Here is a 24,340-nt window from a genome sequence, read left to right as displayed (position 1 = left end):
CGATATGATTAAATCAGACACGATTACGGCCCAGAACGCCAAAACCGAGGCGCATCTGCGCGCGGATTACGCGGCACTTGGGGACAAGCTCGCGCGCGCGGGCATCGACATCGACGCGATCAAAGAACGCGCGAAAACCTTTGGCGTGGCCGTGCCCTCCTGGGGACCGGCACCGGCGGCACACGGTTTGCGCGCTTTCCGGGCGACGGCGAGCCGCGTGGCATTTTCGACAAACTCGACGATTGCGGCGTGATCCACAAGCTGACGCAGGCCACTCCCACCGTCTCGCTCCATATCCCATGGGACAAGGCGGAGGTGAGTGACCTGCGCGCCAAGGCCGAGGAATACGGCCTCGGCTTCGATGCGATGAATTCGAACACCTTTCAGGACCAACCCGATCAGGCACAGTCCTACAAGTTCGGCTCGCTCAGCCATGTGGATGCGGCAACGCGTCAGCAGGCAATCGAGCACAACCTCGAATGCATCGAGATTGGTGCGAAACTCGGGTCAAAGGCGCTGACCGTCTGGATCGGGGATGGCTCGAACTTTCCGGGTCAGACTCACATGGGACAGCAATTCGAACGTTACCTAGCCTCAATGAAAGAGATTTACAAAGGCCTGCCCGAGGATTGGCGGATCTTTTCCGAGCACAAAATCTATGAACCCGCATTCTATTCCACCGTGGTTCAGGATTGGGGCACCTCTTTGATGACCGCGCAGGAATTGGGCGACAAGGCAATGTGCCTTGTGGATCTGGGCCACCACGCGCCGAATGTGAACATCGAAATGATCGTCTCGCGCCTGATCCATGCGGGCAAGCTGGGCGGGTTTCATTTCAACGATTCGAAATATGGTGACGACGATCTCGACAGTGGCACCATCGAACCCTACCGCCTGTTTCTGGTCTGGAACGAGCTTGTGGATGCGGAGGGCACGCCCGGTCTTGATCTGGCGCATATGATCGACCAATCCCACAATGTGACCGACCCGATCGAAAGCCTGATGATCTCCGCGATGGAAATTCAGCGTGCCTATGTACAGGCCTCTTTGGTGGATCGCGAGACGCTTGCCGGCTATCAGTCTGAAAACGACGCGCTCATGGCCTCTGCCACCCTGCGCGCCGCGTTCCGCACCGATGTCGAACCGATCCTCGCCAAAGCCCGATTGGAGGCAGGTGGCGCGATTGATCCGATCATGGCCTATCGTGCCTCGGGCTACCGCGCGGCGGTGGCGGACAAACGCCCGAAATCCACCGGCGGCGGTGGCGGCATCGTCTAAGTCAAAAGAACACGCGCCATCGCAGGGTCTCTCTCATACGTTCTGCGATGGCGTCTTTTATCCGGCTGTCACGGCCTCGACCGCCAAATTCGCCATTTGCACAATCTCCGCATGTGTCACTGTACCCTAATTAGGTGTTTAGTCCCAGATTGTGGTGGGTTGGATCGACGTGCGTCATTGTCGGCTGCAATGAAGTCGGCGACGTGCGTTTCAAGGTGAGAATGTGTTTCGTAGTGATACTGTTTGAGTGTCGCCGCCTTGATCGTCCGGTTCATCCGCTCGACCTGCTTGCGATTGGTGAACTGGATGCCGTTATCCGTCAGTACGGTGTGGATCTTGTAGGGTACCACCGCGATCAAGTTGCGCAGGAATTGGGCCACAACCATCTTTCCCGCCCGCTCATGCCGCTCCACACAGGAAAACTTGGAGGTGCGGTCGATGGCCACGAACAGGCGGATTTTGCCCTCGCCGGTACGCACTTCCGCGATGTCGATATGGAAATACCCGATGGGGTAGCGCTTGAACGTCTGCTTTGTCTGACGTCAGCGTTGTCGTTGCAACGCTGGATCAAGATGATCGCGCAGCCAGTCGCCTAAGACGCACATGGCACGCGAGATGAAAAAGATGGCCGCGCCCGGCAGGACCGAAATCCACCACGCAGTGGACAGGTAGTTGCGCCCATCTCCCATGATCTGACCAAGGCTGGTCATCGGAGGTTGAACCCCCAAGCCCAGAAAGCTGAGCGCACTTTTCAAAAGGATGATCTGTGGGAAATTGAGCGTCAGCTGCACGATCAGGATGCCCGCAACGTTAGGCAGGATGTGGCGTAGATACAGCCAGAAGGGGTTCACCCCAAGTGTGGTGACCGCTTCGGCCCAAGGCTGGCCCTTTGCCGACAGGACAACACCTAGCTGGCAGAAATTACAGGATTGACGGCAAAGCTGGTACTGCACGATGGGTGTCGGGTTCGAAGACGGCCCGAACGCAACCGTGAACAAATTCATCACCGACAACGATCTGATAGCTCCAGTGAAGTATTGGGTCGAACTGACCTGAGTGGCACGGTTGGGGTCTGCTCCGGCTGGGGTAGAATGACACCTTAAGGCGGCTCGGCTGTGGTTATCCCAATTCTTTGATCAACCTGTAAGCAGTTGATCTTGCAATACCGAGTTGTTTCGCGGCTTGCCTGGTGGTCATTCCGACTTGAACGAGATTTTGCAGTGCCAAGACGGTTTCAGCGTCGAGGGGCGGTCGCCCTTGTTTTCGGCCCTGTGCTCTGGCGGCACCACAGGAACGGCATCATATCGATCGTGCCACCGACCCGCGCTCCGCGTGATCATTCGGTGATCCGCCCGGTCCTATCGCAGAGGTTTTGGTTTCCCGGCACATGTGAATATGTCAGCGTCACCAGATGGTTGGCGAATGGTGCCAGTGCCTTCCAGACTTTCGCGGGCTTGGCAGCTAAATCATGTCAAGCGACCAGCCACTCAAATCCTACCGTGAACTTTGCGACAGAACCAAACTGGTAGTGTCGCAAAGTTTATGCCGAGCCGAAGGCAGCTTTGTCGCGCATCCGACGGCGCTTCGCGCGGTTATTTTGTCGGCCTGAGTGACCAATTTCGGTTGAGGAGAGGGTTGCGGCAGGCCTGTGTGGTCTGCCGCCCGCTTGCGGCTGCCCGGATCAGAACGTGTCGAAGACCTTGGCCAGCCAGTTTGCCGAGAGTGCGTTCATTTCCCAATAGGCCGGTCTCGTCGAGCACAACGACGGTGCTGTCGGTGGTGGCACCCGTGATCAAGGCCAGATCTTCAAGCGGCGCGACCGGGTCGTCGTTGGTGGTCACAACCAGAAGCGGCGTCGAAACCGGCGGTTCATTGACAAGATTTTGGGCACTGAACGCAAAGGCTTCGAGCGCGGTGCCAAGATCTTCCGCAGTCGAACCCGCGGCAAGGTTCAGATTGTCGACGTAGCCGTCAACGGTCAGCTGCGGCAGTTGCGGCAGTTGCGGCACCAGAGCAGCTGCGTTGGCATAGGCAAAGTCCAGCGGCGCGCAATGGGACACGATGGCTTTGAGGCCTGCGTCTTGATTGAACAAGGCGCGGGCTGCCCCTTGGCCGCCGATGCTGACACCCATCATGCCGATGCGATCGGGGTCAATGCCTGCATGGCTGTGCAGATAATCTGTCGCGGCAAGCGGAAGCTTTTCGATGTCAAAGGTCAGCGTATAGTCTCCGCTGTCGCCGACACCTGCAAGATCGACGAGAAGAACCGCAATACCATGCGCCAGCAGCGAACGGGGCAGGTCATACCCGAGTTGTTCTTTCACCACATCCGTCCCGTTGAGTGACACGACCGCAGGAAACGGGCCGTCGCCTTCGGGCGTGAATAGGTAGCCGCCAAAGGTATCGCCCTCGAACGGGATTTGAACGGCCTCAAAGTTTCCGGACAGAAGCTCGGCACCAGTGGCATAGGCCAAACGGGCCTGTTCCAGGGCGGCCTGCGCATCCGCATTGGATTTCAGGTGCGGCCAGGAGCCGCAGGCGTAAAACATCGAGGCGCGTTCGAAATCGTCGATTGCGTCGTCCATGTCGCCGGCAGCCTCAAAACCAGCCGCGCGCCGCCCCCTCCTGATCCCATTCATAGGTCCAGTTGCCCGGCCCAAAGGCCGCAATCGAATCGATATCGCCATTGTCCGAACGTTGCCCATCCGCGGCCGCAATGCGGGCGTAGACTGCCCTATAGACATCGGCGTTCGAATCGCCCGCGAATTCCGGCGGGTGATACCATTGCCCTTCGACTTCGCGAAAGGCGACGAAGGAGCCGGACCCATCGTCCGCCGATGCCTCGGGGAGGTGTCCTGCGCAAAGACGGGCAGTGCCAGACAGGCAACCACAACCGCAGTGAGTGGGAGTTGAACGAACTTGTTCATGGAGTCTCTCTCTTTCAGTAGTTTGGAATCTTCTATTGGTATGCATGTGCGCAAAGCTGAAACGGGCTCTGTTTGGCGCAGAGCGGCAGCGGCGGACGCTCGGGATGAAACGTCAGGCTGGCGCAGTGATCAGTGGCCCCTCAGAACGCATAGCGCATCCCAAGCATCGCCGAGGTTACGGTATCGCGCTGCACGATCGGTGAACCGGTGACGTTGTCAGGAAGGAACTCTATCTGCGCGCCGCCGACGAGCGACACATGGTCGGTCAGCGTGTAGCGCGCCTCAACCCCGATGGATGGAATGAGCGACGCGTTCACCTGATAGGCGGCGAGTGATCCGCCCGCTTCGGAGGCGCGTACCCCGTAGCTGTAGGTGGCCAGGTTCTTGTCCATCCATGTCACACCTGCCGTGACGCCGACCGCAAGGCGCTCGGTCACACCGAAACCCGTCGAAATTGCGGCGCTTACGACCATGCCATCATGAGTATCGGAGATGTCCTTGAGCGCCTCGAACCCGGCTGTGAATTGCCCGAATGTCAGGCCTGCGGCAAGGCCTGCCTCCAGCGCGACGTCGCGTTTGAGTTGTTCGAGTCCGGGAGTGTCTGACGGATCGGCGGATACCCAACGGGGTGCAAGCCGGGCCGAAAGCGTGAAATTCTCTGTCTCGGTCAGGCCGTAAGTCAGGCCGGAAAGGTCCAGCTTGAATTGCTCCCCCTCGATTGAAAAATAGGGAAGTATCGAAGTGTCGGAACTGCTGCTTTCAAAGGGTGACTGGCTCGCCCCTATCATGGTGCCAACGGTATACTTCAGACCGTCAGCGTGCGCGTCGCCCGTCGTCGCAAGACTTGCCACAGTGGCGAGAACAATCCCGAAGACGGGACGCAATGAAGTTGGAGACTGATATCAATTCCTAAAGTTACCGGGTGTCTCCCGGATTTGCAGTGGTGGGGGGGAGGCAAATGCGCCCGTTTGGGTTTGCAGCGTACTACATAGGCAGGCCCCGCATCCGACCCTCAATCTGGGTAAGCCAACTCTGCCGCTTGGCCTGCGTTTGACCTTTGACATTGTTGAGAGAAATCCAGGTCCGGTTCTTGACCCCGATTTTCCAGAAAGTGCCGCGCATCAGTGCCCGTTGGATCGCATTGCCAAAAATCAGCCAATACAGACACCAAGGCGTGTTCATCGTGGTGATGACAGTGACGCCCTTGAGACGCTTGAGCAGACTGACCATGCCGGTGCTGCCCTTTTCGGTGTAGTCATAGGCGATGCCCGGAAAGATGACCTTGTCCACAAAGCCTTTCATCCGCGCCGGCATCAGTTCCCACCAAATCGGAAAGACAAAGACGATGTGTTCCGCAGCTTGAAGCCGGTCCCGGTAGGCCTGCACCCGCGGGTCAAGCAGGGCAAAGGCGGCCTCCGGGTCATTGCGCGCCATGGCAAAGGCACGCAGATCCTTGCTCCGCATCACCGGATCAAAGTCATCCGCATCAAGGTGCATCAGGTCGATCTCGTGTCCGGCCGACAGCAGGCCTTTGGTCACTGCGGCCAGAATCGCTGCGCAAAAGCTTCCTTCATAGGGATGATTGTAGACAATCAGGACGTTCATTTTGTGACCTCAAAGTTGGATGTCGGCGTTAAGGAAAAGCGCGCCATTTTGGCCTGAGCCGCGCGGCTTTCAGGAAAGAACAGGATCGGCCAGTCGTGGATCAACCCCGGGGCCTCGACGTAAGTAACATCGGGCGCCTTGGCCTTGAGAGAGCGGGCATCGGTGACTAGGATGTCATCGCCGCCGCCAAACATCAGGAGCGGCGGCAGGTCAGCCCAATTGCCGCGCAGCGGGCTGGCGCGGGCATTGTCTGCCCCGTTATCACCGGCGTAAAGTTGACCCGCGGCACGCAGGCCCCTTCTGCTCAGGATGGCGTCGCGCGGCTCAATCGCGGCTTGGTCAGGGTGGTCCATATTCAGATCCAGCCAAGGGCACATCAGAACCACACCGTCGGGCAGGACAAGACCCGCATCGCGGACCCCCAGTAGGGTTGCCGCTGCCAGACCGCCTCCTGCTGAATCGCCAGCCAATATTCTGGGGCCGGTTCCCGGTTGGTTCACCCAATCGCCGTAAACGCGCAGCGCGAAACCGGCGACCTGATCCACCTGCGCCTGCGGGGCCAGGGGGTAAAGCGGAACGGTGATTTCCCAGCCGTGCCGCCGGACCATGCCAACCAGAAAATCCCAATGCGCGGCGGTCGGCGGGTAGAGAAAGGCACCCCCGTGCCAGAACAGGACCTGTACTTTTGCCGATCCGTCCAGCGGCGCAAGGGTCCAGACGCGTTGCCCCTCAATCTCGCGACTGCTTGCGCGGCAGCCTTTGCGGTTGCGGGTCGATGGCGCGCTGGCCTTGGCAAGCGTTTTGGCGTGAAAGGCCGGAAAGTTGGCCATGTCTGTCGGCAGGCGGCGAAATAGCCCTGTCTTGCGGATCGCGAATCCGACGGTCTGCGCGATGATGCTGGTCATGTTCGGTCTCCAAATTCAGGGACTTGCGGAGTCATACCCCAGCCACCCCGTCCCAGATCAGTTTCAAAGACAGTGCCAACAACGCCCATGTCACAATCTTGTAGAACAGCACTTCGGGGATCACTCGAACCAGCCGGAGGCCCGCAAAAACCGCAATCGAAGCCGGAACAGCAAGCAAAGCAGCGGTTTTCAGGCTCGTTGGGGTTAACTGGCCAAGGGCGTAATAAGGGATCAACTTGAGCCCATTTCCGATCGCAAAAGCGATGGTTGCGGTCCCGGCAAAAACTGTCTTGGGCAGCTTCAATGGCAGGGTATAGACCTGAAAGGGCGGGGCGCCGGAATGCACGACAAAGCTGGTAAAGCCGGTGACGGTCCCCCAGAACAGGCCGGGCGCGACTCGGCCTTGCGAGCCGGAAGGTCCCGTTTGCGCCGCAAAAGCGTGTTCAGGGAAAACACAAACCCAATCAGACCGACCAAGGTGACGACGACCCATTCCGGCACTTCGCTGGCCAAGGCCCAGGCCAACCCGATGCCCGCGATCATGCCTGGCACCACGATAATCAGGACCCGTTTGTCAAAGTCGCGACGATAGGCAACCAGTCCGAACATATCAGACACCACGTAGACCGGCAGCAACAAGCCCGCTGCAACCACCGGATCAATGACCAGCGACAGGATCGGAACCCCCATCATGCCGATCATCGGCAATCCGCCTTTGCCCATACCGACAAAAATACTCGCCGCGATCGCGGCTATCCAGAAAGCTGTGCCGTCCATATGAAAGACCCTCGTACCATAAATTATTTCATTGCCGCAGTGGATCAGGTCCAGCCGATCCAATCGCGGATCGCCCCGCCCATCACGGCGTCTTGTTCGGCCCCCTTGAGCCAATCAAGATCGCGCAGGAACATCTCAGCACAGTCGCGCCAGGACAGGTGCATGCGGGTATAATCGGTGCCCCAAAACATCCGCTCCGCGCCAAAGGCGTCATAGGTGCGGCGCAGCAGGTCATGCGTGCTGGCAAAGGGGAAATCGTCGGTCGCCATGCTGGGCACGGCCGTCCGCCGCTTGCGGCAGCTTGACCGACGGCGGTACGCCGAGGTGATCTATCAGCAGACGCATCCGGGGAAAGCGCGCGGCGATTTCGGCCACGATCGGAATTTGCTGCGGCATCACGAAAAGCCCCATCGGCAAGGCGCGCGCATCTGCGGCCGCCCAGAGCCAATCAAGTTTGCCTGCCTTCAGCCGCGCCGACATGTCAGGCATCGGAAGGATGAACCGCATTCCCTTCATGCCAGGCTGCGCCATCAGCGCCTCAACGGCATCCTCATTGGTGGTTTCATCCAGCGGGAACCAGCCCAGCGTGGCAAACCGGTCAGGATGGGTCCATGCCGCCTGAGCGGCATACTCCATGCCGTCCGTATCCCAGTTCGGCGGATGGTTGACGGCCCCCGCAATGCCAGCTGCATCCATCTCGCGCAACGCATCTTTGATACGGAAAGGCTTGCGCCAATGGTGCGGCGGGGCTTTGTCGTTGGCCCACAGATGGATCTGTGCGTCAGTGATCTGCATGGTCTAGTCCCGCCCCACCAGTCGCGCCCGCGTCCAATCCGCGATCAGGAAATCACGGTCGTCGCGGTGGCGATAAAGGCAATGGTCGCCGTCCGAAAATGTCACCATGCGGATGTCTTCGGTGGGCGTTCCGTCATACAGCATCTGAGCCACAGGGTTCGAGATCAGGTGATCCTCGGCACCGTGCAGGAACAAAAGCGGATAGTCGGCGTTGATCCCGGCTTCCTTCGGGGTCACCGATTTCAGCACTTCGGTCGCCTCGGCTGCGGTCTCGACACCGCAAAAGGCCATGATCTTGGCAAAATAGGGCGACTCGGTCGGGGCCATCCAAGGGGCAAAGGGTCCACCGTTGTTGCAACAGGCCCTGATCCGGGGATCGCCAGCGGCATAGGCCATGGCAAGACTACCGCCCATGCTGTTGCCGATGATGCCCAGTGGCAGGCCTTTGGCACGGTCTTCGAGGTAATCGACAGCACTCGAAAACGCCGAACGCCAGTCAGCAGACAGCGTGTGACCGTGAGTAAATCTGGTTTCACCCTGACCCGGCGCATCCAGCATCAGCGCATGAATGCCCCGCGTGGCCAGAGCATGACCCAAGCAATCGAAATCCATCGCCCAGCCCTCCGTGCCGCCGATAACGATGACCGCCGCAACCGGTTCGTTGACGGCCGGAAACATCCAGCCTGCCAGCGGCTTGTCGGTGGTATTGATCAGCACCCGTTCGCAATCGCCCGCCAACTCGGCGGCTTGGGCGTAGAGATCGGCGGCGCGGGCAAAAATCGTCCGGCGCTCGTCGGTATCCTCCATCATCATCGCCTGTGCCATCCGCACCAGCGCCGAGGCCCGACGCAGGTAGGCCACCTGCGTCACCGTACCAGCCGTGGCGGCCCGCGCCTGACAGATTTCGGCCATGGTTTCAGCAGCAGACTGCCAGCTTTCGCCTTGAAGAACCCGTGCCCGGAGTTCGACGGCATCGGAGTAATTCACCCCATACCCCATGGTCCGCTCAAGCGGATAGACCGCCAGCGCCGCCTGAGCATCGGGAGAGAGTGAGGCCACCCGATCAGGGGCTTCAGTCTGACGGGCAGTGAAGTCAAACATGACCTTCATGACTTCGACCCGCGGGAGAGGGCCGTCCAAGCCGTCATAAGCGCCAGAAGAACGGCAAAAATCGCAAAGCGGATCGCTGCCATTGGCCCAGCGGCCGTGGCAACCGTGGCAAACTCCAGAGCAGGGACGATGGTCAGGCCGAGGAACAACAGGGCCAAAGCGGACCGCAACCCTTTGAACGCGGCGACAAGCCCGATCAGGCTCAGCGCGATATTGCGAGCGCCGATGCCGCTGATAAAGGGCAGGCCTTCGGGGGCGGTCAGCGCGGTGCCGTAGGTGCCCACAAAGCTTCCCGGCACGATGATTTCCGCGACACCCAGGCCCAGGAAAGCGGCGGAAAGGAGCCCGGCAACGACCCGGACAGGCATTGACGGCGCATCGGTGTTGGGAGAGGTTTCAGTCAGCATTTTATCATTTCCTTTGGCGAGAGGTTCTTAAGGTCAGATATTTTGTCATCAGGCCTGCGCGGTGACCCGTGCCGCAAAATTTTCAATCGTAGCAACGCGGTCATGAACAGCGAAGGTTGCGATGTAGCCATCAGGTCGGATCAGCAGCAGAACGGACTGATCGACACCGTATCCTTCACGGAACGATCCGGCGGCGTCGGCAAGGCACAGGTCAGAAAATGCGCCGGGTCCGGCGTCTATCGCCACCCGCTTGAGCGGTGCCCCCTGCCCCGCCCAAGCCACCGCTGCCAGATCAGCGGCGGCACCCGGTCCGTAAGCCAGCAAGGTAAAGTGCGGTCCACGCAGAGCCTCGAACAGCCGCGTGGGTTTGCCGGTGGTATCCTGCAACCTGGCGTCCGGGGCACGGTCGCCGGGGCGCAACTTGTCCGAGCCCTCCTGTTCGAGCGCGCCCAGGGGGCCAGCACGATAGGTGATCGACAATTGTTGTTCATCCTTGCCGCGACTGATCGCCGAGGGGTCAAGTTTGCCCAAAGCCTCGTATTTCGCGGTCGAGACGCCCAGAACCCCGGCGGCAATGGGCTGCCGTTCGTCTTCGTAGCTGTTCAGCAGATCCGCCGGTGCGCCGGCCAGAACCTGCCCCAGTTTCCAACCCAGATTATAAGCGTCCTGAATACCGGTATTCATGCCCTGCGCGCCCATCGGCGTATGCACATGCGCCGCGTCACCCGCCAGAAAGACCCGGCCACGACCATAGCGCTCGGCCAACCGGATATTGGGGCGGAACACGGTGGTCCATTGAATGTCGTAGAGGCGGAAGCGGGACGATCCGGTTTGTTTGGCCCAGCGGGTATTGAGCGACGCGGCGTCCAGTTTTGGCTCCTCTCCGGGCTTCAACCGAATCATCACCTGAAACAAGTCGCTGTTGGGTAGCGGGCAGGCCCCGGCGAAGGCACCTTTCAACCAGGGCCAGACATGCCAGTGATTGCGGCCAAGACCTTCAACTTTGCAATCGACGATGATCATCCGGTCGGATTCGTCGGTCTTGCCGGGAAACGCGATATCCAACTGCTGACGCACCTTACTGGACCCGCCATCAGCGCCCACAACATATTGAAACCGTTCGGTCACAGCTCCGTCAGGGCCGTCGATGATAGCCGTCACCCCCGCGTCATCCTGCGTCAGTGAGACAAGTTGAGTGTTGTGCTCGACCTGAACGCCCCATGGCGCAAGCTGGCGTTGAATGATCGCGTCGGTGCTGAATTGCGGGATCAGCCAAGTGTTCGGATAGGGAACCGCGTCCGTGGCCGAGGCAATCTTCATCATCTTTTTCGGGACCCGGATCGGGCCGATATGAATACCAAGAGGCGGATAGATCGAGCCTGCGGACAGGATGTCCTCAATCGCACCCAGATCTTCCAGCACTTCCATTGACCGGGGTTGGATGCCCTTAGCGCGCGAGCCGGGAAAACTTTGCGGGTTGCGGTCGATGATCCGAACCTTGACGCCGCGCCGTGCCAGATCGACCCCAAGCGTCGAGCCGGTCGGGCCTGCGCCCACGATCAAGACATCCGCTGTTTGTTTGTTTGCCATGCTGGCCTCCATTACGTGTAATGTGCACATAAATTGAGTCCCGCAGATCAGTCAAGAAAAACCGTGCATAATACACGTAAATTCGATCTGACGTCACGTCATTAGCGAAATTCGAACGCTTCCACGTGGATGCGGCGCCCCGGGACGCCCGCAGCCCGAAACCCTTTGGACAAGTCGGATGTCAACGAAGCTGGGCCGCATTGATACAGGCTGTATCCCGCCAGAGGTTGGTCCACCTCGGCCCGTATCAGGTCCATGGTGCAAGAGTCGCCTGCGCGTGATTCGACCAGGATCAGCCGCATCCGAGGCATTTGCGCAAGCCGGTCGCGCAACTCCTCCAGATAAAGGGCATCAGCGACCTCGCGGACCGCGTAAAAGAACCAGATTTCGCGCGTGTCACCGGAGGCCAGGCTGCGGACGGCTGACAGAAACGGGGCCACTCCAATACCACCTGCGATCCAGATTTGCCGGTCGCCGCCGCGTGAAGTGTCAAAACGCCCGTAGGGGCCGCGCACATCCACTTTTGTACCGGGCGTCAGATCCTTGCGGATGCGCCGTGTCCAGTCGCCCAGCGACTTGACGGTAAATCGTAACATCGCATCGGCGGGAGCGCTGGTGATGGTAAAAGGATGCGGCTCGGACAACCCCGCGTGATGAAATTTGACGAAGGCGAATTGACCCGCCCGGAACGGCATCGCCCCGGCGCTCGGTGCCAGGACGATTTCGGCGCTTCGCTCCAACTTGTTGACGGCTTCAACCACATATTTCCGCGACGTCACCGTCGGCATCAAAAGAAGGGTATAAAGATAGCTCAACAGACCAATAATCCCGGCTGCAAACAGGATCATGCCCGAGGGACCGTATCTGTCGTAGAAAAAGACGGGTGCCATCAGGACATGCAGGAACACCAACGCAAAAACCAAGCCCATGGCTTTGTGCGGTATGCGCCAACGGTGATACGCGATCTTGCGGTTCAGCGTCAGCGCCAGCAGCAGGAACAAGAAAATCATCGCGTACATACCCAATGGAGCAGAAGGTACAAGCGCCTCGTGGATGGCGTCCACGCCCTCGGGCACGGCATCAGGGGATAGAGGAAAGTGCAGCAGAGCCAGCACACCCGCAGTTGTGCCTGCGTATTTGTGCACCTCATACATCCGGTCCAGACCGCCGAACGCACCCTCCAACCATCGCGGCCGCGCGGCAAGAAGGTTGGCCGTGGCCATGAGGATGAAGGCAATCCCACCCAGCAGCGTTGCACCCAGCACTTTAAGTGGGATCTGCGGATCGGAGAAACCAACATGTAGGATCGAAAACGCGATCAAGGTCGCGGCCAGAACGGCAACTCCGGGTTGTCTCAACATAAATTTGGTCTTTCTATGCGAAGCGCGGTGCGGCAATTTGGTCGATGCGATGAGGCTCGTTGCAAAACGCAAACAACGCGTGAGATTTCCTGTTGCCACTTCTTCAAGGCTCGTGTGTATTATGCACGTAAATAACGCGAGGCCTCCATGTCAACAAATAACATGCATAATACACATATTTCCACCCAGATCCGCCAAGTGCATGGGGCAGTGTCAGACATAGTTGCGGTGATGAACAGCCCGCAACGCGACGAAAGCATGGTGAAAGAGGCGGGCATTCCGTTGGACCGTGCCCTGTTTCCGCTGCTGGTCGGGATCGAACGAAACGGACCGATCGGGGTGACCGACCTCGCCGACATGGTCGGGCGCGACCACACCACTGTCAGCAGACAGGTCGCCAAGCTTGATGAACTGGGTCTGGTTGAACGTCAGGCGAGTGCCAAAGATGGCAGAGTCCGTCATGCCGTCGTGACACCCAAGGGCAAGGAGATGACCGACCTTGTCGACATCGCGCGTGACAAGATGGGGCGAGCCATCCTCGAAACATGGGATCCCGTAGAAATCAGCGAACTGGTGCGGCTGATCCGGAAACTTGCGGATGGCGTCAAAGGTTTGAATTCAGGAACGGCGCGGCGTTGACGCCACCACCCGCACCGCCTTTGCCTTTCATGCGGCGCGCCCCGTGTACGCCGCAAACTCATGCGTTTCTGCGATGGCACGGCATGGCACGGGCGTGGCATAACATGGCACGAGAAAACTAACCCTCTGAAAATAAAGAAAAACAAAGACGGGTGCACGGAAGCCGCAACAACAACCCAAAAAGCCTTTATTTATAAAGGCTTGAGGCTAACGGGCCGCTTGCTGCGTCAGGTGTGTAGACTTCCATCCGGCACGGATGGTCTCAGGAGGGTGAAACGAAGTGCCCTCCCGCTCGAAGACGTAAGCGTTAGCTTCCCTTTTCCCGGCTTCCATCGCTGGGAATCGCGTGCTCGGATTTGTAAAAATGCGACCGCGATCCTGCTGGTCATGACGCCCGCGCTCGCGTGCGCAAACGGGTGGACCGAACTGCGCCCATTGGCCCTCGAACATCCTTCGCTCCCCTCATTCTTGCTTCACGCCCGCATCCTCCATCTGCTCCCGATCGGGCAGGTCGTGTAGGCTCTCCAATCCGAAGGCAACGAGGAACTGTTCGGTGGTGACAAAGGTGTAGGGCGCGCCCCGTCTCGGGGATCGTGGCCCTGTCCCGATCAGCCCGCGCGCGTGCAGGCGCCCGATCAGGTCGCGGCTGATCTCCTTGCCGAAGATCTCCTTGAGCCCGTCGCGCGCAATCGGTTGATGATAGGCGATCGCCGCCAGAACCGCGACGTCGAACCGGTTGAGATCCATCAGTTGATCGCCAACGTCCGCTGCGGCGCGGATCGCGGGCGCGTAGGCGGTCCGCGTCCGGAACATCCAGCCTTCCGCCACTTTGGCAACCTCGAACGCCCGCCCGTCCAGATCGGCCGACACGTCCGCGATCAAAAGATCCACTGAGACCCCCTGCCCCACCACGCGGGTCAGGTCCTCGCGGGCGACCGGCGTGGCGGAGGCAAACAGCACCGCCTCGATCCGGCGCATCCATTCGCGCCAGCGCAATTCTGGCGGCAGGTCGGACAGGTCACGATCAAACTCTTCTGCCATCTTACACCCCGTAAAGCCGGAAGGTGTCGCGGCCGGTCAGTTCGCGCACGGCACCGAGGTCGACCAGCCGGTCGCACAGCCTGCGCGCGGACCGGCCCGGCAAAGGCAAGGCCGAGGCCGCGACCGCATCGCGGTTCAGGAATATTTCGACCGCATCGTCTGCCCCTTTGGCGCGCAATTTTGGCGCAACGGCTTTGAGGCGCGCGGCCGTCCGGGTCAGCTCTAAGGACAGCCGCACCGTCTCAGAGGCCGATGCGGTCACGGCACAATGACACGCCAGCCGCAACGCCTCGCCCTGCTTGCGCAGATCGGCGCGTTTCAGACCCAAAGCCAGCAGCGGCACCAGATGCTCCCAACCGAGCGCCTGCGCCAAAGCCGCATCGGCCAGGATCAGCGCCGCCCCCTCTGCCCTCGGGACATCCGTCATGATGGTTTCCAAAACGGCGGCGGCGCGCGCAACCGGGCCGCCCTGCCCCGCGCCGTGCCCATCGAGCCAGATCGCGATTGTGTCAGGGTCAAACTCTGGCAAGGCGCGGTGGAGCGACTTGAGTGTGGCGGGCCGTTCGACCGCGCAGCGCCAGCGGTGATAGGTCTCTCCCGCCGGTCCCGGCAGGTCGCCCGGGCGCAGGAAATGGAGTGCATCTCGCAACGCCCCGGCCCGTTCGGGCCGCCCTGCGAAGCCCATACAGGCTTCGGCCGCGCGCAGCGCGAGACGATCCCGCAACAAGGCTTGGGGCACTTCCTTGTGTCCCAATACCACATGCAGGTGGTTCAGCGCCGCACCCGACAAAAACGCAACATCTTCAAAGGTTTCAGGACGCGCCGAGGTGACCCAGGCGGGCATCAGGGGTAGAGTGTCCAGATCGTCGATAGGATCATGCCGGGCAAATGTCATGCTTTGAGCCTATATCAACGCGGCGCTTTTATCCAGAAATTTCACTCCAAACCGCCGCAGCTTGCGCGATCTATATATGTCCAATAAGTTTGCATTATCAGACATAGATGGAAATGGCCGGAAACGCATGCCGCAACGCCCAAAAAACACCCCGGATGTCGGATGGCCGGAATTCATGAGATTCAAGCACTTCCCTGAAAAGCGAGTCGGGGTTCATGAGATTCTGTACCGGTATTTATGAGACTGGATGGTGCGGTATTTGTGAGACTGGCGCTGTCTCGCGGCTTTTTCGGCAGACTGGCGTGCGCTCTCGTCGCGCTCAGCGCGCCAGAACCGGGCCGAGATGCGTCGCCTCAACGAGAGTGGCCATGATCGGAGCGCTTCCCGGACCCGTCCCTGCCCTTCCGCGTCGCTCATGAGCTTGATTGAGATCGCCCATTTGACCGGATCCTCGATGATCCGGTCGATGCCAACCGTCAGCGCGAAGGCCTGTAACAGCGAGCCCTGCGCCAGGGCGTGGAGACCGGGGCGCACCGGCTTGGTAAGGACTGGCGCCACCTGATCGTATTCGGGAACGACGACCGTCAGCGCCTGCCGGAGGATCGGCGTGGTGAGGAAATCATGGTAGTCCCGCCGGGTCTGGAGCGACATCCGCGGTTGCTCGTCGACATTCGGCGGCGAGGCCCGGCGATGCCGCGCCGTCAGAACCTGAAGCACTTCGGGCGCTTCCAGGTCTCCCTGCCCCGCGCTGCGCGCCCAGGCATCCAGATACGCGGCACCGGCCTCGGCATGCCCTTCAAGTTTCTTAAAGCAATCCGCACCGAACCGGTCGGACAGGGTCTCGCCGGTCGCGTCCCGAAACTCCACAGCATGCACCGGGCAACTGAATCGCCACGGCAGCGCGGCGGATTTGCGATGCAGCTCTTCGGGACAGAGCGGACACGTATGCCGGTTCTTCCGCGCGATCATCATGCGCGCCGCAGACCCCAACTCCCGGAAGGTCATGGCCTGCACGGTCTCAGGCGAAAGGCCGGTCCAAGCCGCGATCAGAGCCCCCTGCCCTTCCGAAAGACGCCATTCCAGGTCGAACACGTCGTGCCCCTTCAGGCCAAGCGCTGCAACGAATTCCGAAACCGTCATGGCGTAGAACGGGGCCATGCGCGCGGCCCAGGAAGACAGTCGTTCGTCGACCTCGGGGGCGTAAACAACCGGCAGGCGCCCGCACCCCGTCACACCGGCTCTCCCAGGACCGCCTGCAACCGGTCGCCACCCAGAATATCGCGCGAGAGGATGCGTTCCTCGCCGCTTTCGATGGCGGCGATCGCCAGCTGCGACAGGATCGAAAAGATGCCCGAGGTGATGCCGCCAGTCACCTTGATGATCCGCGCGAGCGCGTGTCCGTCGATCTGGCTTTGGCGCCGAAGCGGCAGCGTGCGCGTGAGCGTGCTCATCAGCCCGTTCAGATCCTCGCCCTCCCGCCAGGGCGGCAATGCGAAGGCCTCGAAGCGACGCACCAGCTGATCATCGGTGCGCAGCGCGTTGCGGGCCTGTGCGGTGCCGACGCAAACCAGCGGGATGCGCAGCTCGTTGCCCAGAAAGCGCAGCATGTTCAGGAATCGCGCCTGTTCGCGGATCGTGCCCGCCTGCAGGCTGTGGATCTCGTCAATCACCAGCATCCCCGGGCGCAATTCGGCGAGCAGTCGCAAGGCCAGACTCTCAAGTACAGATAGTGTCGCCCGCGGCGGCTCGGGGGCTCCAATCGCCGCCAGGATCCGGCGGTAGAAGCGCGACTCGTCGGGCCCCGAGACCATCTGCACCGCAACGACCGGCATATGCAGCCGTCCACTGGCTTCGTCGAAGCTCGACGCGTGATCGCGGGTGAACTTCTCGATGATCATCGTCTTGCCCATGCCGCTGTCACCGACAATGAGCAGGTTCGGCATGCGGGCGCGCTCGGGAAACGACATCAGCGTTTCCAGCTTCTCCAAGGCCGCCTCGGCCCTGGGATAGGAGACCCAGCGGTCGGCGCGAATCCGGTGAATGCGCTCGTCGGCGCTGAGCGCGGCGATCTTGCCGGCTCCCGGGTAGAGATGCGGGAACTCAGTCATCGTCGTACCATTCCTCGACCTTGAAGCCGGGATGGCTGAGGAACGGGCTCCCCTCCCCTTCCAGCGCGGGCAAGGCATCTCGCGCGGCGTCATCCGGTGTCACGTCGATCATGCGCCGGGGTGCCAGATGCGCCCGCCGCGCCTGATGACGCCGCGTGGCCTTGGTCTGCCGTACCGCGGTGTCGACGAGGTCGCGCTGCGCCTCGATCGTCCTGAAAATCAACTCCTCGTCCACAGAATGACGTCCAGCCTCGCGCAGGGCCCGCCGCGCCGCGCGGTGCTCCCAGAGCGTGATCGCAGGCCGTGTCAGATCAGCAGGTCGGGCTTCGATGATCCCACTCTCTGTCAGCACGAAGATGCGCGAGAGATCGCGCGGATCGTATTTGAGCGTGAACTTGCGGCTTTCCCGGCCCATCAGCCAACGCAACTCGTCCGCCCAGTAGCGGATGTGGAAGAGATGCAGGCCGTCGCGCTGCAAAACCCGCTGCTCAGACGGCAGAAAATCGACCAAGAACTGGCGCAGATCGGCGGGTATACGGAGTCTGACTTCGTCCACCCGTGTTGCCCAGGCCGCCGAGGGCGTGATTTCCAACGCGCTATGCACCCGCGCGTGGTAGGAGCCGGTGATTTCCAGCGCCAGCCAGGTTTCCAGCTCGCGCAAGGTCATCACCGCCTCGGCTTCGGCATCGAGATCGCCGCGCTCGAAGATGTTCGAGAAATGCGAGCCCGGCAGCAGGTGAATCGCGCCCATCATCGTGCCGATCAGCCGCTCGATATGCCCGCCATAGCGCGGCGTGCCGGGCGGACGGTACTGCAGGTCGATCTGGTATTCGGAACAGGCAAGCTGAAAAGCCCGGGCATGGAACTCCGCGCCATTGTCCACATAAATCGCGGTCGGGATGCCCCGCGCCAGCCACTCCGTGCTGATCCCGCACGCCGTCAGCCAGTGCATTTTCTCCATCACCGCATGGGTCAGGCAGAGGGCGACGGAGAGCAGCGAGGGCGGTTCCAGGGACAAGTGGAAGCCCAGAACCATGCGGGTATTCACGTCGATCGCGACCGTCAGCGTTGGCCGACCGAGCGGGCGTCGTGTCACCGGATCTACCACTGTCACGTCAGCCTTGGTGTGGTCGATCTGGACGATATCCAGCGGATCGTTGGCGACCAGCCCCCCAGGCGTGGCCAGATAGCGCCGGTCGGCCTTGTCCTTGCCCTCTCGCCGGGCCATCAGCTTAGCCTGGTCATGTTGCTCCAGCCAGCGCCCCAGACGACGGATCGAGGGCGGTGCCAGCCCTTGAGCCCGACAATCGGCGGCGACCTCCCGCCAGAACCGCGTTCTGGTAGGTTTGCGGCGGGTGGCATAAAGCCCCTTGAAGTGGCGGGACACGATTTCTTCCACCGCCGGGTCCAGCGGCTGCATGCCAGGTTTGGGGCCCCGGGTGTCCGGCAGAAGTGCACTGGTCCGCCCGTCCTCGCGGAACTGCTTCACCAGACGAAAAAGCGTGGATCGGCTGACATTTAGCTGACGTATGGCCCAGTCGACATTGCCCTGAGTCAGCTGGGCCGGCAGCTCCGCGAGCACCCGGGCGCGAAACTCCGCCTCTTCCCAATCCTTGTCAGCTGGAAAATTATCGGACATAACTTACTCAGTGCATGGATGCCGGATAGTCTCACCAATGGTGATTCAAATCGGCGTCCAGTCTCACATACCTTGAATCGGTTTCAGAAATGCGACACAGGCAAGCTATTGAAAACACATGGAACGCAGTCTCAAGAATTCCGGCAGACCGACACCGGAGATCACCCTCCCCGCCCATGTCGCAGGGTCTGGCACTTTGGACCGATTGGTGGATACAGCGCGCGATTATGCCCGCGGGGCAACCTCAGAAAACACCAACGCCGCCTATGCGGCAGATTGGGCGCATTTCACCCGCTGGTGTCGGCGGCGCGGTGCAGAGCCCCTGCCCCCCTCTGCCGAAGTGATCGGCTTCTACATTGCCAACTGTGCGTCCCCCGATGATCGGTCCCCTGCCCTGTCTGTGTCGACCATCGAACGCCGCCTCTCTGGGTTGGCGTGGCACTACCAGAACCGCGGCTTTACGCTCGATCGCAAAGACCGCCACATCTCCACGGTGCTGGCCGGGATCAAACGCAAACACGCCCGCCCGCCAGTGCAGAAGGAAGCGGTTCTTGCCGATGATATCCGCGCCATGGTCGCCACTTTGGGGTTCGATTTGCGTGGGCTGCGCGACCGGGCAATCTTGCTTTTGGGCTTTGCGGGCGGGTTGCGTCGGTCCGAGATTGTCAGCCTCGACAGGCGCAAGGATGACACGCTGGACGGCAAAGGTTGGATCGAGATTTTGGACGCCGGGGTTGTGCTGACCTTTCGCGGCAAAACCGGATGGCGCGAGGTCGAGATCGGGCGCGGGTCCTCGCAGCAAACCTGCCCTGTCCACGCGCTGGAACACTGGCTGCATTTCGCCAAGATCGACATTGGTCCAGTGTTTCGCCGCGCGTCGCAGGATGGCACCCGCGCGTTGGAGACGCGTCTCTCGGACAAGCATGTCGCACGACTGATCAAGCAAACCGTTTTGGCCGCGGGCATCCGATCCGATCTGCCGGAAAAGGACCGGCTTGCGCTGTTCTCCGGCCACAGCTTGCGCGCGGGGCTTGCCAGTTCCGCCGAAGTTGATGAGCGCTATGTGCAAAAGCATCTCGGCCATGCCAGTGCCGAAATGACCCGCCGCTACCAACGCCGCCGCGACAGGTTCCGCGTCAACCTGACCAAGGCCGCAGGGTTGTAGAATAGGGGCCGTACAAATTTGGCGCTTGGCACCATTTTTGAATTCGCGCTGCGCGGAATAGATTCACACTCATCCAAACCTGCGCAAGCTCACGGGATGTAAAATATTGTCCGCGGACAATATTAGATTAAGCGGCATAAGTTTTTGCGACTGCAAGACGTCTGACGAGTTTCTCTGGGCTAAAATCAGCACTTTTTGCCCCAGTGGTGATGGCCCTAAAATATGCACCGATGGCTTTGATTTTGTCGTGGAACTGCATAATTGCCCAAACTGTCGCCGCCGCTCTTAGGGCTCCAAGACGGCGATGCGCAGCTTCATAGCTTTGGCTACTGATGCCCAACATTGGTGCAAGTGTCCTTGCATGTGCCACGACATCGTGAACTGTTTCGATGTTTTTCAATGAAAACTGTGCGGCTTCAGGGCACGCTGACAGCAGTTCAGGAATAGTGATTGGCTGTTCTGGCTGGGATGAGGGCGTCTCTTTTTTTACACTGTCTGCTTCTTTATCAATATGTTCTTTATTTGACTTATGAAGGTGCCGGACAAAATGGCCGTCGCTGCCGGACAGTGTTGTTGTTGGATGAGCAGGAATATCGTCGGTTGTTTCTGCTTCAACCGTGGTGACAGTAAGCTCTGCTAACAGGGTTTCGCAGTCGTCGAGTGACAATTTGCGACGAAGGCTGCGCAAGGTTTGAAGGGCAACCTCATCATCTGGATTGATCCGCAGGCTGTCGTTGGCGGCAGCTCTAATTTTGGCGCGTAGGTATTCGATTTGCTCTTTCTCTCTGAGGACCTCAGCGGCGAGAGCGGCAAGCTCGTGCAACCTTGAAAAGAGAGGTGACAGATCAAAGCCAAACCGGAGGGCGGTGCCTTCGTGGCTGTTGTGTTTTGTGAACCGCTTTCTGTTGGGACTGTCGCGACGGATGAGGAGACCCAGATCTTGCAACACGGCTGCGTGGCGCCGGATGGTCCGGTCTGAGATACCGTTCAGACGGAAGGTGAGGGTTGTGTTCGATGCGAAGACGGTGTGGTGATTCCGTTTTGGTGCGAGGCATGAAAGCATCGCGTCCAAGGTCGCAATCACAGAGGCACTGAGGCCTAGGCGAGGGGCTGCATGTCTGAGAGTTGCGATCACGATGTGCCGCTCTGGAATCGAATTGTCCGCGGACAATAGCTCTGTGTTCCGCAACCCAATGGGTGCGGTTGCCTGTTTAAATGCCATGTTTTTTCACGACAACCTGGTCTGAAAGGCCCCGTCAGGTCCTAAATCAGAAAAAAGGCAACAAAAATTGGTCAACCGAATCGGTTGTTGTTGACTGACGTGGAGAAGCTGGTAAATCTGAAAGTGCAAAGAACAGATTGGGCTCTCCTAGGGAAACCTTGGGGGGCTCTTTCTTTTTGGGCTGTTGGTCGTGCTCCTTTTTATGTGGGTCTGCTCGTTGATTGGTCAGTCCGGCGTTTGGGCCGACTGCCACGCCTCATAGAGACGCGTAAGTTCAGCTTCGGCGCTGTCACGCACCCACTGAACAAATTCTGGGGCTTCGGACTTTGACAGTTTAACTGTCAAAGCGCGTGCCGTTTCCTTAACCTCAGCCGAGACTGTTCCATCACCCAGTTTGACCGTCAGGGTAGGGGAGGGGGCTGGTTTCGCAGTTGCTTTGGCCGTCACCGCCCGAGCAACCGCATCACTGATCAACCCAAACCGGTCGTCAGAGGTCTTGGCCGCATCGAGGTCAAGCGTTTGAGCGATCTGTTCAAGATCGACATCATGAGTGCGCATCTGGTCGGCCAGCTCTTCCCAGCGGCGCCGTCCGATGCCATGGGCGGACCCAATCTGTTCGATGACGGACTGGGGAATGGATCGCGCGACCTTGGTCATGCGCGACAGCATCGGCTTATCGACAGCTAAAGCGTCAAGAATGATCGCTTGCTCGTAGCCAGTTGTGGCCAACTCGGCCGCAAAGAGCGCTTTTTCAATAAAGCTGGGGTCCAAGCGCTGTGTGTTTTCCTGCCCTTGGGCGAGAATGGCCTCTTCGTCAGACAGTGATCGGACAAGAGCTTTTGCGGGTAGCCCAAGAGATCGTAAGGCGCGCAATCTGCGGCGACCGTACACAATCCGATAATGCCCGGGTCGATCCGCGAGAGGCCGAACCATTATGGGGACTTGTTGACCATGGGCCTTGATGCTCGCCGCAAGGGCTACAACATCGGCATCCGTAAAGGTGAGGCGGTCCTTGGGGCCATTCTCTTCAATGACATCGACCGAAATCTCTCGCACGGCATTGCTGGCGACATCCTTCAAGGTCGATTTGACACCACTCATAGCGCCGGTATTGGGAAAGCGTGATTTTTGCTCACCGCTGGTGGCCGTGGTGCTGCTTGTGCTGGGTGGGGCAGGGGGCTGAAACAGGTTTCTACGAGCCATCAGTCAGTCTCCCTTCCCCAAGCGTGCTGGATCGTCTTTTCGAACTCGTCAGCGACGCCGTTCACGCTTTCAAGGATGCGATCCAGCGTCTTTTTCACAACTTGCGAAGGCTCCAGCTCATAGATGGTTTGCTGTGTCATACCGGCGTCAGAGATTGCCGTGGATTTGAGCATCGGTGTGGTCAAAACTTGATCGAGCAAAATCGACCTCAGGAACCCCGCCATTTGCGATTGCGGGACGTCCGTTGGTTCATATCTGGCAATCAAGAATTTGAGGAAATTCCAGTCAATTGGCCCGGCCGCCTCTTCGAGAGTTTGGACAGTTTCTCCAGCCATTTCAAGGAATTGCGCCATTGAGGCGACGTCCAACATGCTTGGAACGACTGTGATCAACAGGCCCGTAGACGCCAACAATGCCGTCATGGTGGTGAAGCCGAGTTGAGGCGGACAATCAATGATGACGAGATCGTAGTTTGCCTCAACTTCATCAAGCGCAATCGCGAGGCGCTGTGTGAAGGGCGGGTCGACCCGGTGCTGAAGCGCATAGGCGGTTTCGGTCTCATACTCAGACAACAAAAGCCCCGCAGGCGCGAGGTCCAGATTGTGAAAATAGGTCTTGCGGATGACTTGGCTCAAGGGAACGGGGTCATCGTATTTGAGCGCGTCATACACGGTCCCGCTCTCAGCAAATTCGATTTCGGGACGATATCCGAACATCGTCGTCAAACTGGCCTGTGGGTCCATGTCGACGGCCAGCACTCTATAGCCTCGCAATGCGTAACGCTGTGCGAGGTGGATGGCGCTGGTCGTTTTGCTTGAGCCACCTTTAAAGTTCACGATGGAAATCACCTGAAGAGCATCGTTTTCGCGACGGCCAGGGAGGTAGGTGTCCCCATTCCGACCCGTCCGGGCCATCACATGGCGGATTTGGTCGATCTCTTCTGCGCTGTAGAGCCTGCGGCCACGGGAATCTGTCTCGACGTCAGGAAAGTCGCCTTCCTGATGGCGTGTTCTGAGATTTGACATACTGATGCCAGTGAGCTCAGATACTTCGGCAGGGTGGAATTTACGCAGCGCTTTTCGGCTGTCGGGCTGAAAGCTATTGCGCATATGGGTATTGAGCGCTTCCGACAAGCGCGCAGCATTTGACGCAATGGAGGCTGCGATGGAACTGGAATCTTCAGTTTTCATGTTTGAATTCACTCTGCCTTTTTGACCTCTTACCGGGTCTTTCTTGTTTCGTCGCTAAACGGCGCTATTTACGGCACATTGCGACAACTCAACTCATGACACGCAAGTTATCACGAGGCAATATTTTTTTATCTTTCAGCCCTCGGGGAAGAGGTGGCGTGTTAAGGCTGTACTCTAAGTTTTGGCGTTAACATTATGATAAGATAGAGTTTTTGTGTTATTTTTGTGATTTTTCAACATGTTGTAGAAGAAGAGCCTCGAACCCCAAGCTCTGGTCATGGAGGCAAATTTCGAATCGGCTCTTTCTTCTGGATATCTCGCATATGATTCAGGAGGGGGTGATCGTGAGCCGGTAAGCGATCCAGCCCCAGATGGTACACTGACAGATCGCTTGACCGTCCGAGCCAAGACTTTGTTCATCATCTACGGTCGTTTTTTAAAGTTTACTCTTTTTGTCGGTTAATTTATCGTCTAAATCGTTTT

At 59.4% G+C, this 24,340-nt stretch carries 22 protein-coding genes and 4 pseudogenes; 3 read left to right on the top strand and 23 right to left on the bottom strand.

Annotated features, from left to right (window positions below):
* Positions 1–4 precede the first annotated feature (4 nt).
* A pseudogene (gene rhaI / locus DA792_RS00460) lies at positions 5–1,278 on the top strand (L-rhamnose catabolism isomerase).
* A 116-nt stretch (positions 1,279–1,394) separates the two neighbouring features.
* Here rhaI and DA792_RS00455 read toward each other — a convergent pair.
* From DA792_RS00455 to DA792_RS00385, 15 genes and pseudogenes are all read right to left on the bottom strand, one after another.
* A pseudogene (locus DA792_RS00455) lies at positions 1,395–1,811 on the bottom strand (DDE-type integrase/transposase/recombinase); the annotation flags it as partial.
* A gap of 9 nt (positions 1,812–1,820) precedes the next feature.
* Positions 1,821–2,186, bottom strand: a pseudogene (locus tag DA792_RS00450) (ABC transporter permease); the annotation flags it as partial.
* Positions 2,187–2,397: 211 nt separating this feature from the next.
* Positions 2,398–2,505: a helix-turn-helix domain-containing protein gene (locus tag DA792_RS22565; protein WP_302665082.1), complete on the bottom strand. Its 108-nt coding sequence runs from the start codon at positions 2,503–2,505 to the stop codon at positions 2,398–2,400.
* A 365-nt stretch (positions 2,506–2,870) separates the two neighbouring features.
* The gene (locus tag DA792_RS00440) at positions 2,871–3,863 is read right to left on the bottom strand and encodes an alpha/beta fold hydrolase (protein ID WP_159075119.1); all 993 of its coding nucleotides are present in this window, start codon (positions 3,861–3,863) and stop codon (positions 2,871–2,873) included.
* 13 nt (positions 3,864–3,876) lie between these two features.
* Positions 3,877–4,251 carry an alpha/beta hydrolase gene (locus DA792_RS23115; protein WP_107717416.1) on the bottom strand — a complete coding sequence of 125 codons (375 nt, stop codon included), beginning with the start codon at positions 4,249–4,251 and terminating at the stop codon, positions 3,877–3,879.
* A gap of 94 nt (positions 4,252–4,345) precedes the next feature.
* Entirely contained in the window at positions 4,346–5,056 is a 711-nt protein-coding gene (locus DA792_RS00430) for a MipA/OmpV family protein (RefSeq protein WP_159075117.1), read from the bottom strand.
* A gap of 133 nt (positions 5,057–5,189) precedes the next feature.
* On the bottom strand, positions 5,190–5,810 hold the full coding sequence (locus tag DA792_RS00425; protein ID WP_107717412.1) for an NAD(P)H-dependent oxidoreductase: 621 nt from the start codon (positions 5,808–5,810) through the stop codon (positions 5,190–5,192).
* On the bottom strand, positions 5,807–6,715 hold the full coding sequence (locus tag DA792_RS00420; RefSeq protein WP_107717410.1) for an alpha/beta hydrolase fold domain-containing protein: 909 nt from the start codon (positions 6,713–6,715) through the stop codon (positions 5,807–5,809). Before DA792_RS00420 ends, DA792_RS00425 begins: the two co-directional genes overlap by 4 nt.
* Positions 6,716–6,746: 31 nt before the next feature.
* Positions 6,747–7,492 (bottom strand): annotated as a pseudogene (locus DA792_RS00415) (sulfite exporter TauE/SafE family protein).
* 44 nt (positions 7,493–7,536) lie between these two features.
* Positions 7,537–7,761 carry a hypothetical protein gene (locus DA792_RS00410; RefSeq protein WP_107717409.1) on the bottom strand — a complete coding sequence of 75 codons (225 nt, stop codon included), beginning with the start codon at positions 7,759–7,761 and terminating at the stop codon, positions 7,537–7,539.
* Positions 7,724–8,287, bottom strand: coding sequence for an amidohydrolase family protein (locus DA792_RS00405; RefSeq protein WP_107717407.1), 564 nt, complete (start codon positions 8,285–8,287; stop codon positions 7,724–7,726). Before DA792_RS00405 ends, DA792_RS00410 begins: the two co-directional genes overlap by 38 nt.
* Positions 8,288–8,290: 3 nt before the next feature.
* On the bottom strand, positions 8,291–9,388 hold the full coding sequence (locus tag DA792_RS00400; protein ID WP_159075114.1) for an alpha/beta hydrolase: 1,098 nt from the start codon (positions 9,386–9,388) through the stop codon (positions 8,291–8,293).
* A 5-nt stretch (positions 9,389–9,393) separates the two neighbouring features.
* Positions 9,394–9,804: a DUF4267 domain-containing protein gene (locus DA792_RS00395; RefSeq protein ID WP_107717403.1), complete on the bottom strand. Its 411-nt coding sequence runs from the start codon at positions 9,802–9,804 to the stop codon at positions 9,394–9,396.
* A 48-nt stretch (positions 9,805–9,852) separates the two neighbouring features.
* Positions 9,853–11,394: an FAD-dependent oxidoreductase gene (locus DA792_RS00390; protein ID WP_107717942.1), complete on the bottom strand. Its 1,542-nt coding sequence runs from the start codon at positions 11,392–11,394 to the stop codon at positions 9,853–9,855.
* A gap of 101 nt (positions 11,395–11,495) precedes the next feature.
* On the bottom strand, positions 11,496–12,755 hold the full coding sequence (locus DA792_RS00385; protein WP_107717401.1) for a ferredoxin reductase family protein: 1,260 nt from the start codon (positions 12,753–12,755) through the stop codon (positions 11,496–11,498).
* 147 nt (positions 12,756–12,902) lie between these two features.
* On the opposite strand from DA792_RS00385, the gene DA792_RS00380 reads away from it, so the two are divergent.
* Positions 12,903–13,394 (top strand): MarR family winged helix-turn-helix transcriptional regulator, encoded by a 492-nt coding sequence (locus tag DA792_RS00380; protein ID WP_107717399.1) that lies wholly within the window; start codon positions 12,903–12,905, stop codon positions 13,392–13,394.
* A 462-nt stretch (positions 13,395–13,856) separates the two neighbouring features.
* Here the strand turns inward: DA792_RS00380 and scpB are convergent, their stop codons facing one another.
* From scpB to DA792_RS00350, 5 genes are all read right to left on the bottom strand, one after another.
* Entirely contained in the window at positions 13,857–14,435 is a 579-nt protein-coding gene (scpB, locus tag DA792_RS00370) for an SMC-Scp complex subunit ScpB (RefSeq protein ID WP_107717395.1), read from the bottom strand.
* Position 14,436: 1 nt separating this feature from the next.
* A complete protein-coding gene (locus DA792_RS00365) occupies positions 14,437–15,330 on the bottom strand; it encodes a DUF1403 family protein (protein WP_107717393.1) in 894 nt (297 codons plus the stop codon).
* Positions 15,331–15,543: 213 nt separating this feature from the next.
* Positions 15,544–16,488 (bottom strand): TniQ family protein, encoded by a 945-nt coding sequence (locus tag DA792_RS00360; protein ID WP_245708054.1) that lies wholly within the window; start codon positions 16,486–16,488, stop codon positions 15,544–15,546.
* A gap of 71 nt (positions 16,489–16,559) precedes the next feature.
* Positions 16,560–17,438, bottom strand: coding sequence for a TniB family NTP-binding protein (locus DA792_RS00355; RefSeq protein WP_074646627.1), 879 nt, complete (start codon positions 17,436–17,438; stop codon positions 16,560–16,562).
* On the bottom strand, positions 17,431–19,077 hold the full coding sequence (locus DA792_RS00350) for a Mu transposase C-terminal domain-containing protein (protein WP_074646626.1): 1,647 nt from the start codon (positions 19,075–19,077) through the stop codon (positions 17,431–17,433). Before DA792_RS00350 ends, DA792_RS00355 begins: the two co-directional genes overlap by 8 nt.
* Before the next feature lie 118 nt (positions 19,078–19,195).
* Here DA792_RS00350 and DA792_RS00345 point away from each other — a divergent pair, with 118 nt between their 5' ends.
* Positions 19,196–20,242 carry a tyrosine-type recombinase/integrase gene (locus DA792_RS00345; RefSeq protein WP_107717390.1) on the top strand — a complete coding sequence of 349 codons (1,047 nt, stop codon included), beginning with the start codon at positions 19,196–19,198 and terminating at the stop codon, positions 20,240–20,242.
* 127 nt (positions 20,243–20,369) lie between these two features.
* Here the strand turns inward: DA792_RS00345 and repC are convergent, their stop codons facing one another.
* From repC to repA, 3 genes are all read right to left on the bottom strand, one after another.
* The gene (gene repC, locus DA792_RS00340; RefSeq protein ID WP_107717389.1) at positions 20,370–21,464 is read right to left on the bottom strand and encodes a plasmid replication protein RepC; all 1,095 of its coding nucleotides are present in this window, start codon (positions 21,462–21,464) and stop codon (positions 20,370–20,372) included.
* A 225-nt stretch (positions 21,465–21,689) separates the two neighbouring features.
* Positions 21,690–22,667: a plasmid partitioning protein RepB gene (repB, locus tag DA792_RS00335; protein WP_107717387.1), complete on the bottom strand. Its 978-nt coding sequence runs from the start codon at positions 22,665–22,667 to the stop codon at positions 21,690–21,692.
* Positions 22,667–23,857 (bottom strand): plasmid partitioning protein RepA, encoded by a 1,191-nt coding sequence (gene repA / locus DA792_RS00330; RefSeq protein WP_107717385.1) that lies wholly within the window; start codon positions 23,855–23,857, stop codon positions 22,667–22,669. The genes repB and repA overlap by 1 nt, the downstream gene beginning before the upstream one ends.
* Positions 23,858–24,340: the final 483 nt, after the last annotated feature.

Origin of the sequence: Celeribacter baekdonensis (assembly GCF_003047105.1) — a bacterium.
Classification (GTDB): Bacteria; Pseudomonadota; Alphaproteobacteria; order Rhodobacterales; family Rhodobacteraceae; genus Celeribacter; species Celeribacter baekdonensis_B.
This window is presented reverse-complemented; position numbering and strand designations above follow the sequence as displayed.

What these genes read in the sequence shown, in the direction of transcription:
- scpB (WP_107717395.1), bottom strand. Translation starts at nt 14,435, where the DNA reads ATGGCAGAAGAGTTTGATCGTGACCTGTCCGACCTGCCGCCAGAATTG.
- DA792_RS00365 (WP_107717393.1), bottom strand. Translation starts at nt 15,330, where the DNA reads ATGACATTTGCCCGGCATGATCCTATCGACGATCTGGACACTCTACCC.
- DA792_RS00395 (WP_107717403.1), bottom strand. Translation starts at nt 9,804, where the DNA reads ATGCTGACTGAAACCTCTCCCAACACCGATGCGCCGTCAATGCCTGTC.
- DA792_RS23115 (WP_107717416.1), bottom strand. Translation starts at nt 4,251, where the DNA reads ATGCATACCAATAGAAGATTCCAAACTACTGAAAGAGAGAGACTCCAT.
- DA792_RS00350 (WP_074646626.1), bottom strand. Translation starts at nt 19,077, where the DNA reads ATGTCCGATAATTTTCCAGCTGACAAGGATTGGGAAGAGGCGGAGTTT.
- repA (WP_107717385.1), bottom strand. Translation starts at nt 23,857, where the DNA reads ATGAAAACTGAAGATTCCAGTTCCATCGCAGCCTCCATTGCGTCAAAT.
- DA792_RS00385 (WP_107717401.1), bottom strand. Translation starts at nt 12,755, where the DNA reads ATGTTGAGACAACCCGGAGTTGCCGTTCTGGCCGCGACCTTGATCGCG.
- DA792_RS00355 (WP_074646627.1), bottom strand. Translation starts at nt 17,438, where the DNA reads ATGACTGAGTTCCCGCATCTCTACCCGGGAGCCGGCAAGATCGCCGCG.
- repB (WP_107717387.1), bottom strand. Translation starts at nt 22,667, where the DNA reads ATGGCTCGTAGAAACCTGTTTCAGCCCCCTGCCCCACCCAGCACAAGC.
- DA792_RS00390 (WP_107717942.1), bottom strand. Translation starts at nt 11,394, where the DNA reads ATGGCAAACAAACAAACAGCGGATGTCTTGATCGTGGGCGCAGGCCCG.
- DA792_RS00400 (WP_159075114.1), bottom strand. Translation starts at nt 9,388, where the DNA reads ATGTTTGACTTCACTGCCCGTCAGACTGAAGCCCCTGATCGGGTGGCC.
- DA792_RS00410 (WP_107717409.1), bottom strand. Translation starts at nt 7,761, where the DNA reads ATGGCGACCGACGATTTCCCCTTTGCCAGCACGCATGACCTGCTGCGC.
- repC (WP_107717389.1), bottom strand. Translation starts at nt 21,464, where the DNA reads ATGGCATTTAAACAGGCAACCGCACCCATTGGGTTGCGGAACACAGAG.
- DA792_RS00345 (WP_107717390.1), top strand. Translation starts at nt 19,196, where the DNA reads ATGGAACGCAGTCTCAAGAATTCCGGCAGACCGACACCGGAGATCACC.
- DA792_RS00425 (WP_107717412.1), bottom strand. Translation starts at nt 5,810, where the DNA reads ATGAACGTCCTGATTGTCTACAATCATCCCTATGAAGGAAGCTTTTGC.
- DA792_RS00380 (WP_107717399.1), top strand. Translation starts at nt 12,903, where the DNA reads ATGTCAACAAATAACATGCATAATACACATATTTCCACCCAGATCCGC.
- DA792_RS00420 (WP_107717410.1), bottom strand. Translation starts at nt 6,715, where the DNA reads ATGACCAGCATCATCGCGCAGACCGTCGGATTCGCGATCCGCAAGACA.
- DA792_RS00360 (WP_245708054.1), bottom strand. Translation starts at nt 16,488, where the DNA reads ATGGCCCCGTTCTACGCCATGACGGTTTCGGAATTCGTTGCAGCGCTT.
- DA792_RS00405 (WP_107717407.1), bottom strand. Translation starts at nt 8,287, where the DNA reads ATGCAGATCACTGACGCACAGATCCATCTGTGGGCCAACGACAAAGCC.
- DA792_RS00440 (WP_159075119.1), bottom strand. Translation starts at nt 3,863, where the DNA reads ATGGACGACGCAATCGACGATTTCGAACGCGCCTCGATGTTTTACGCC.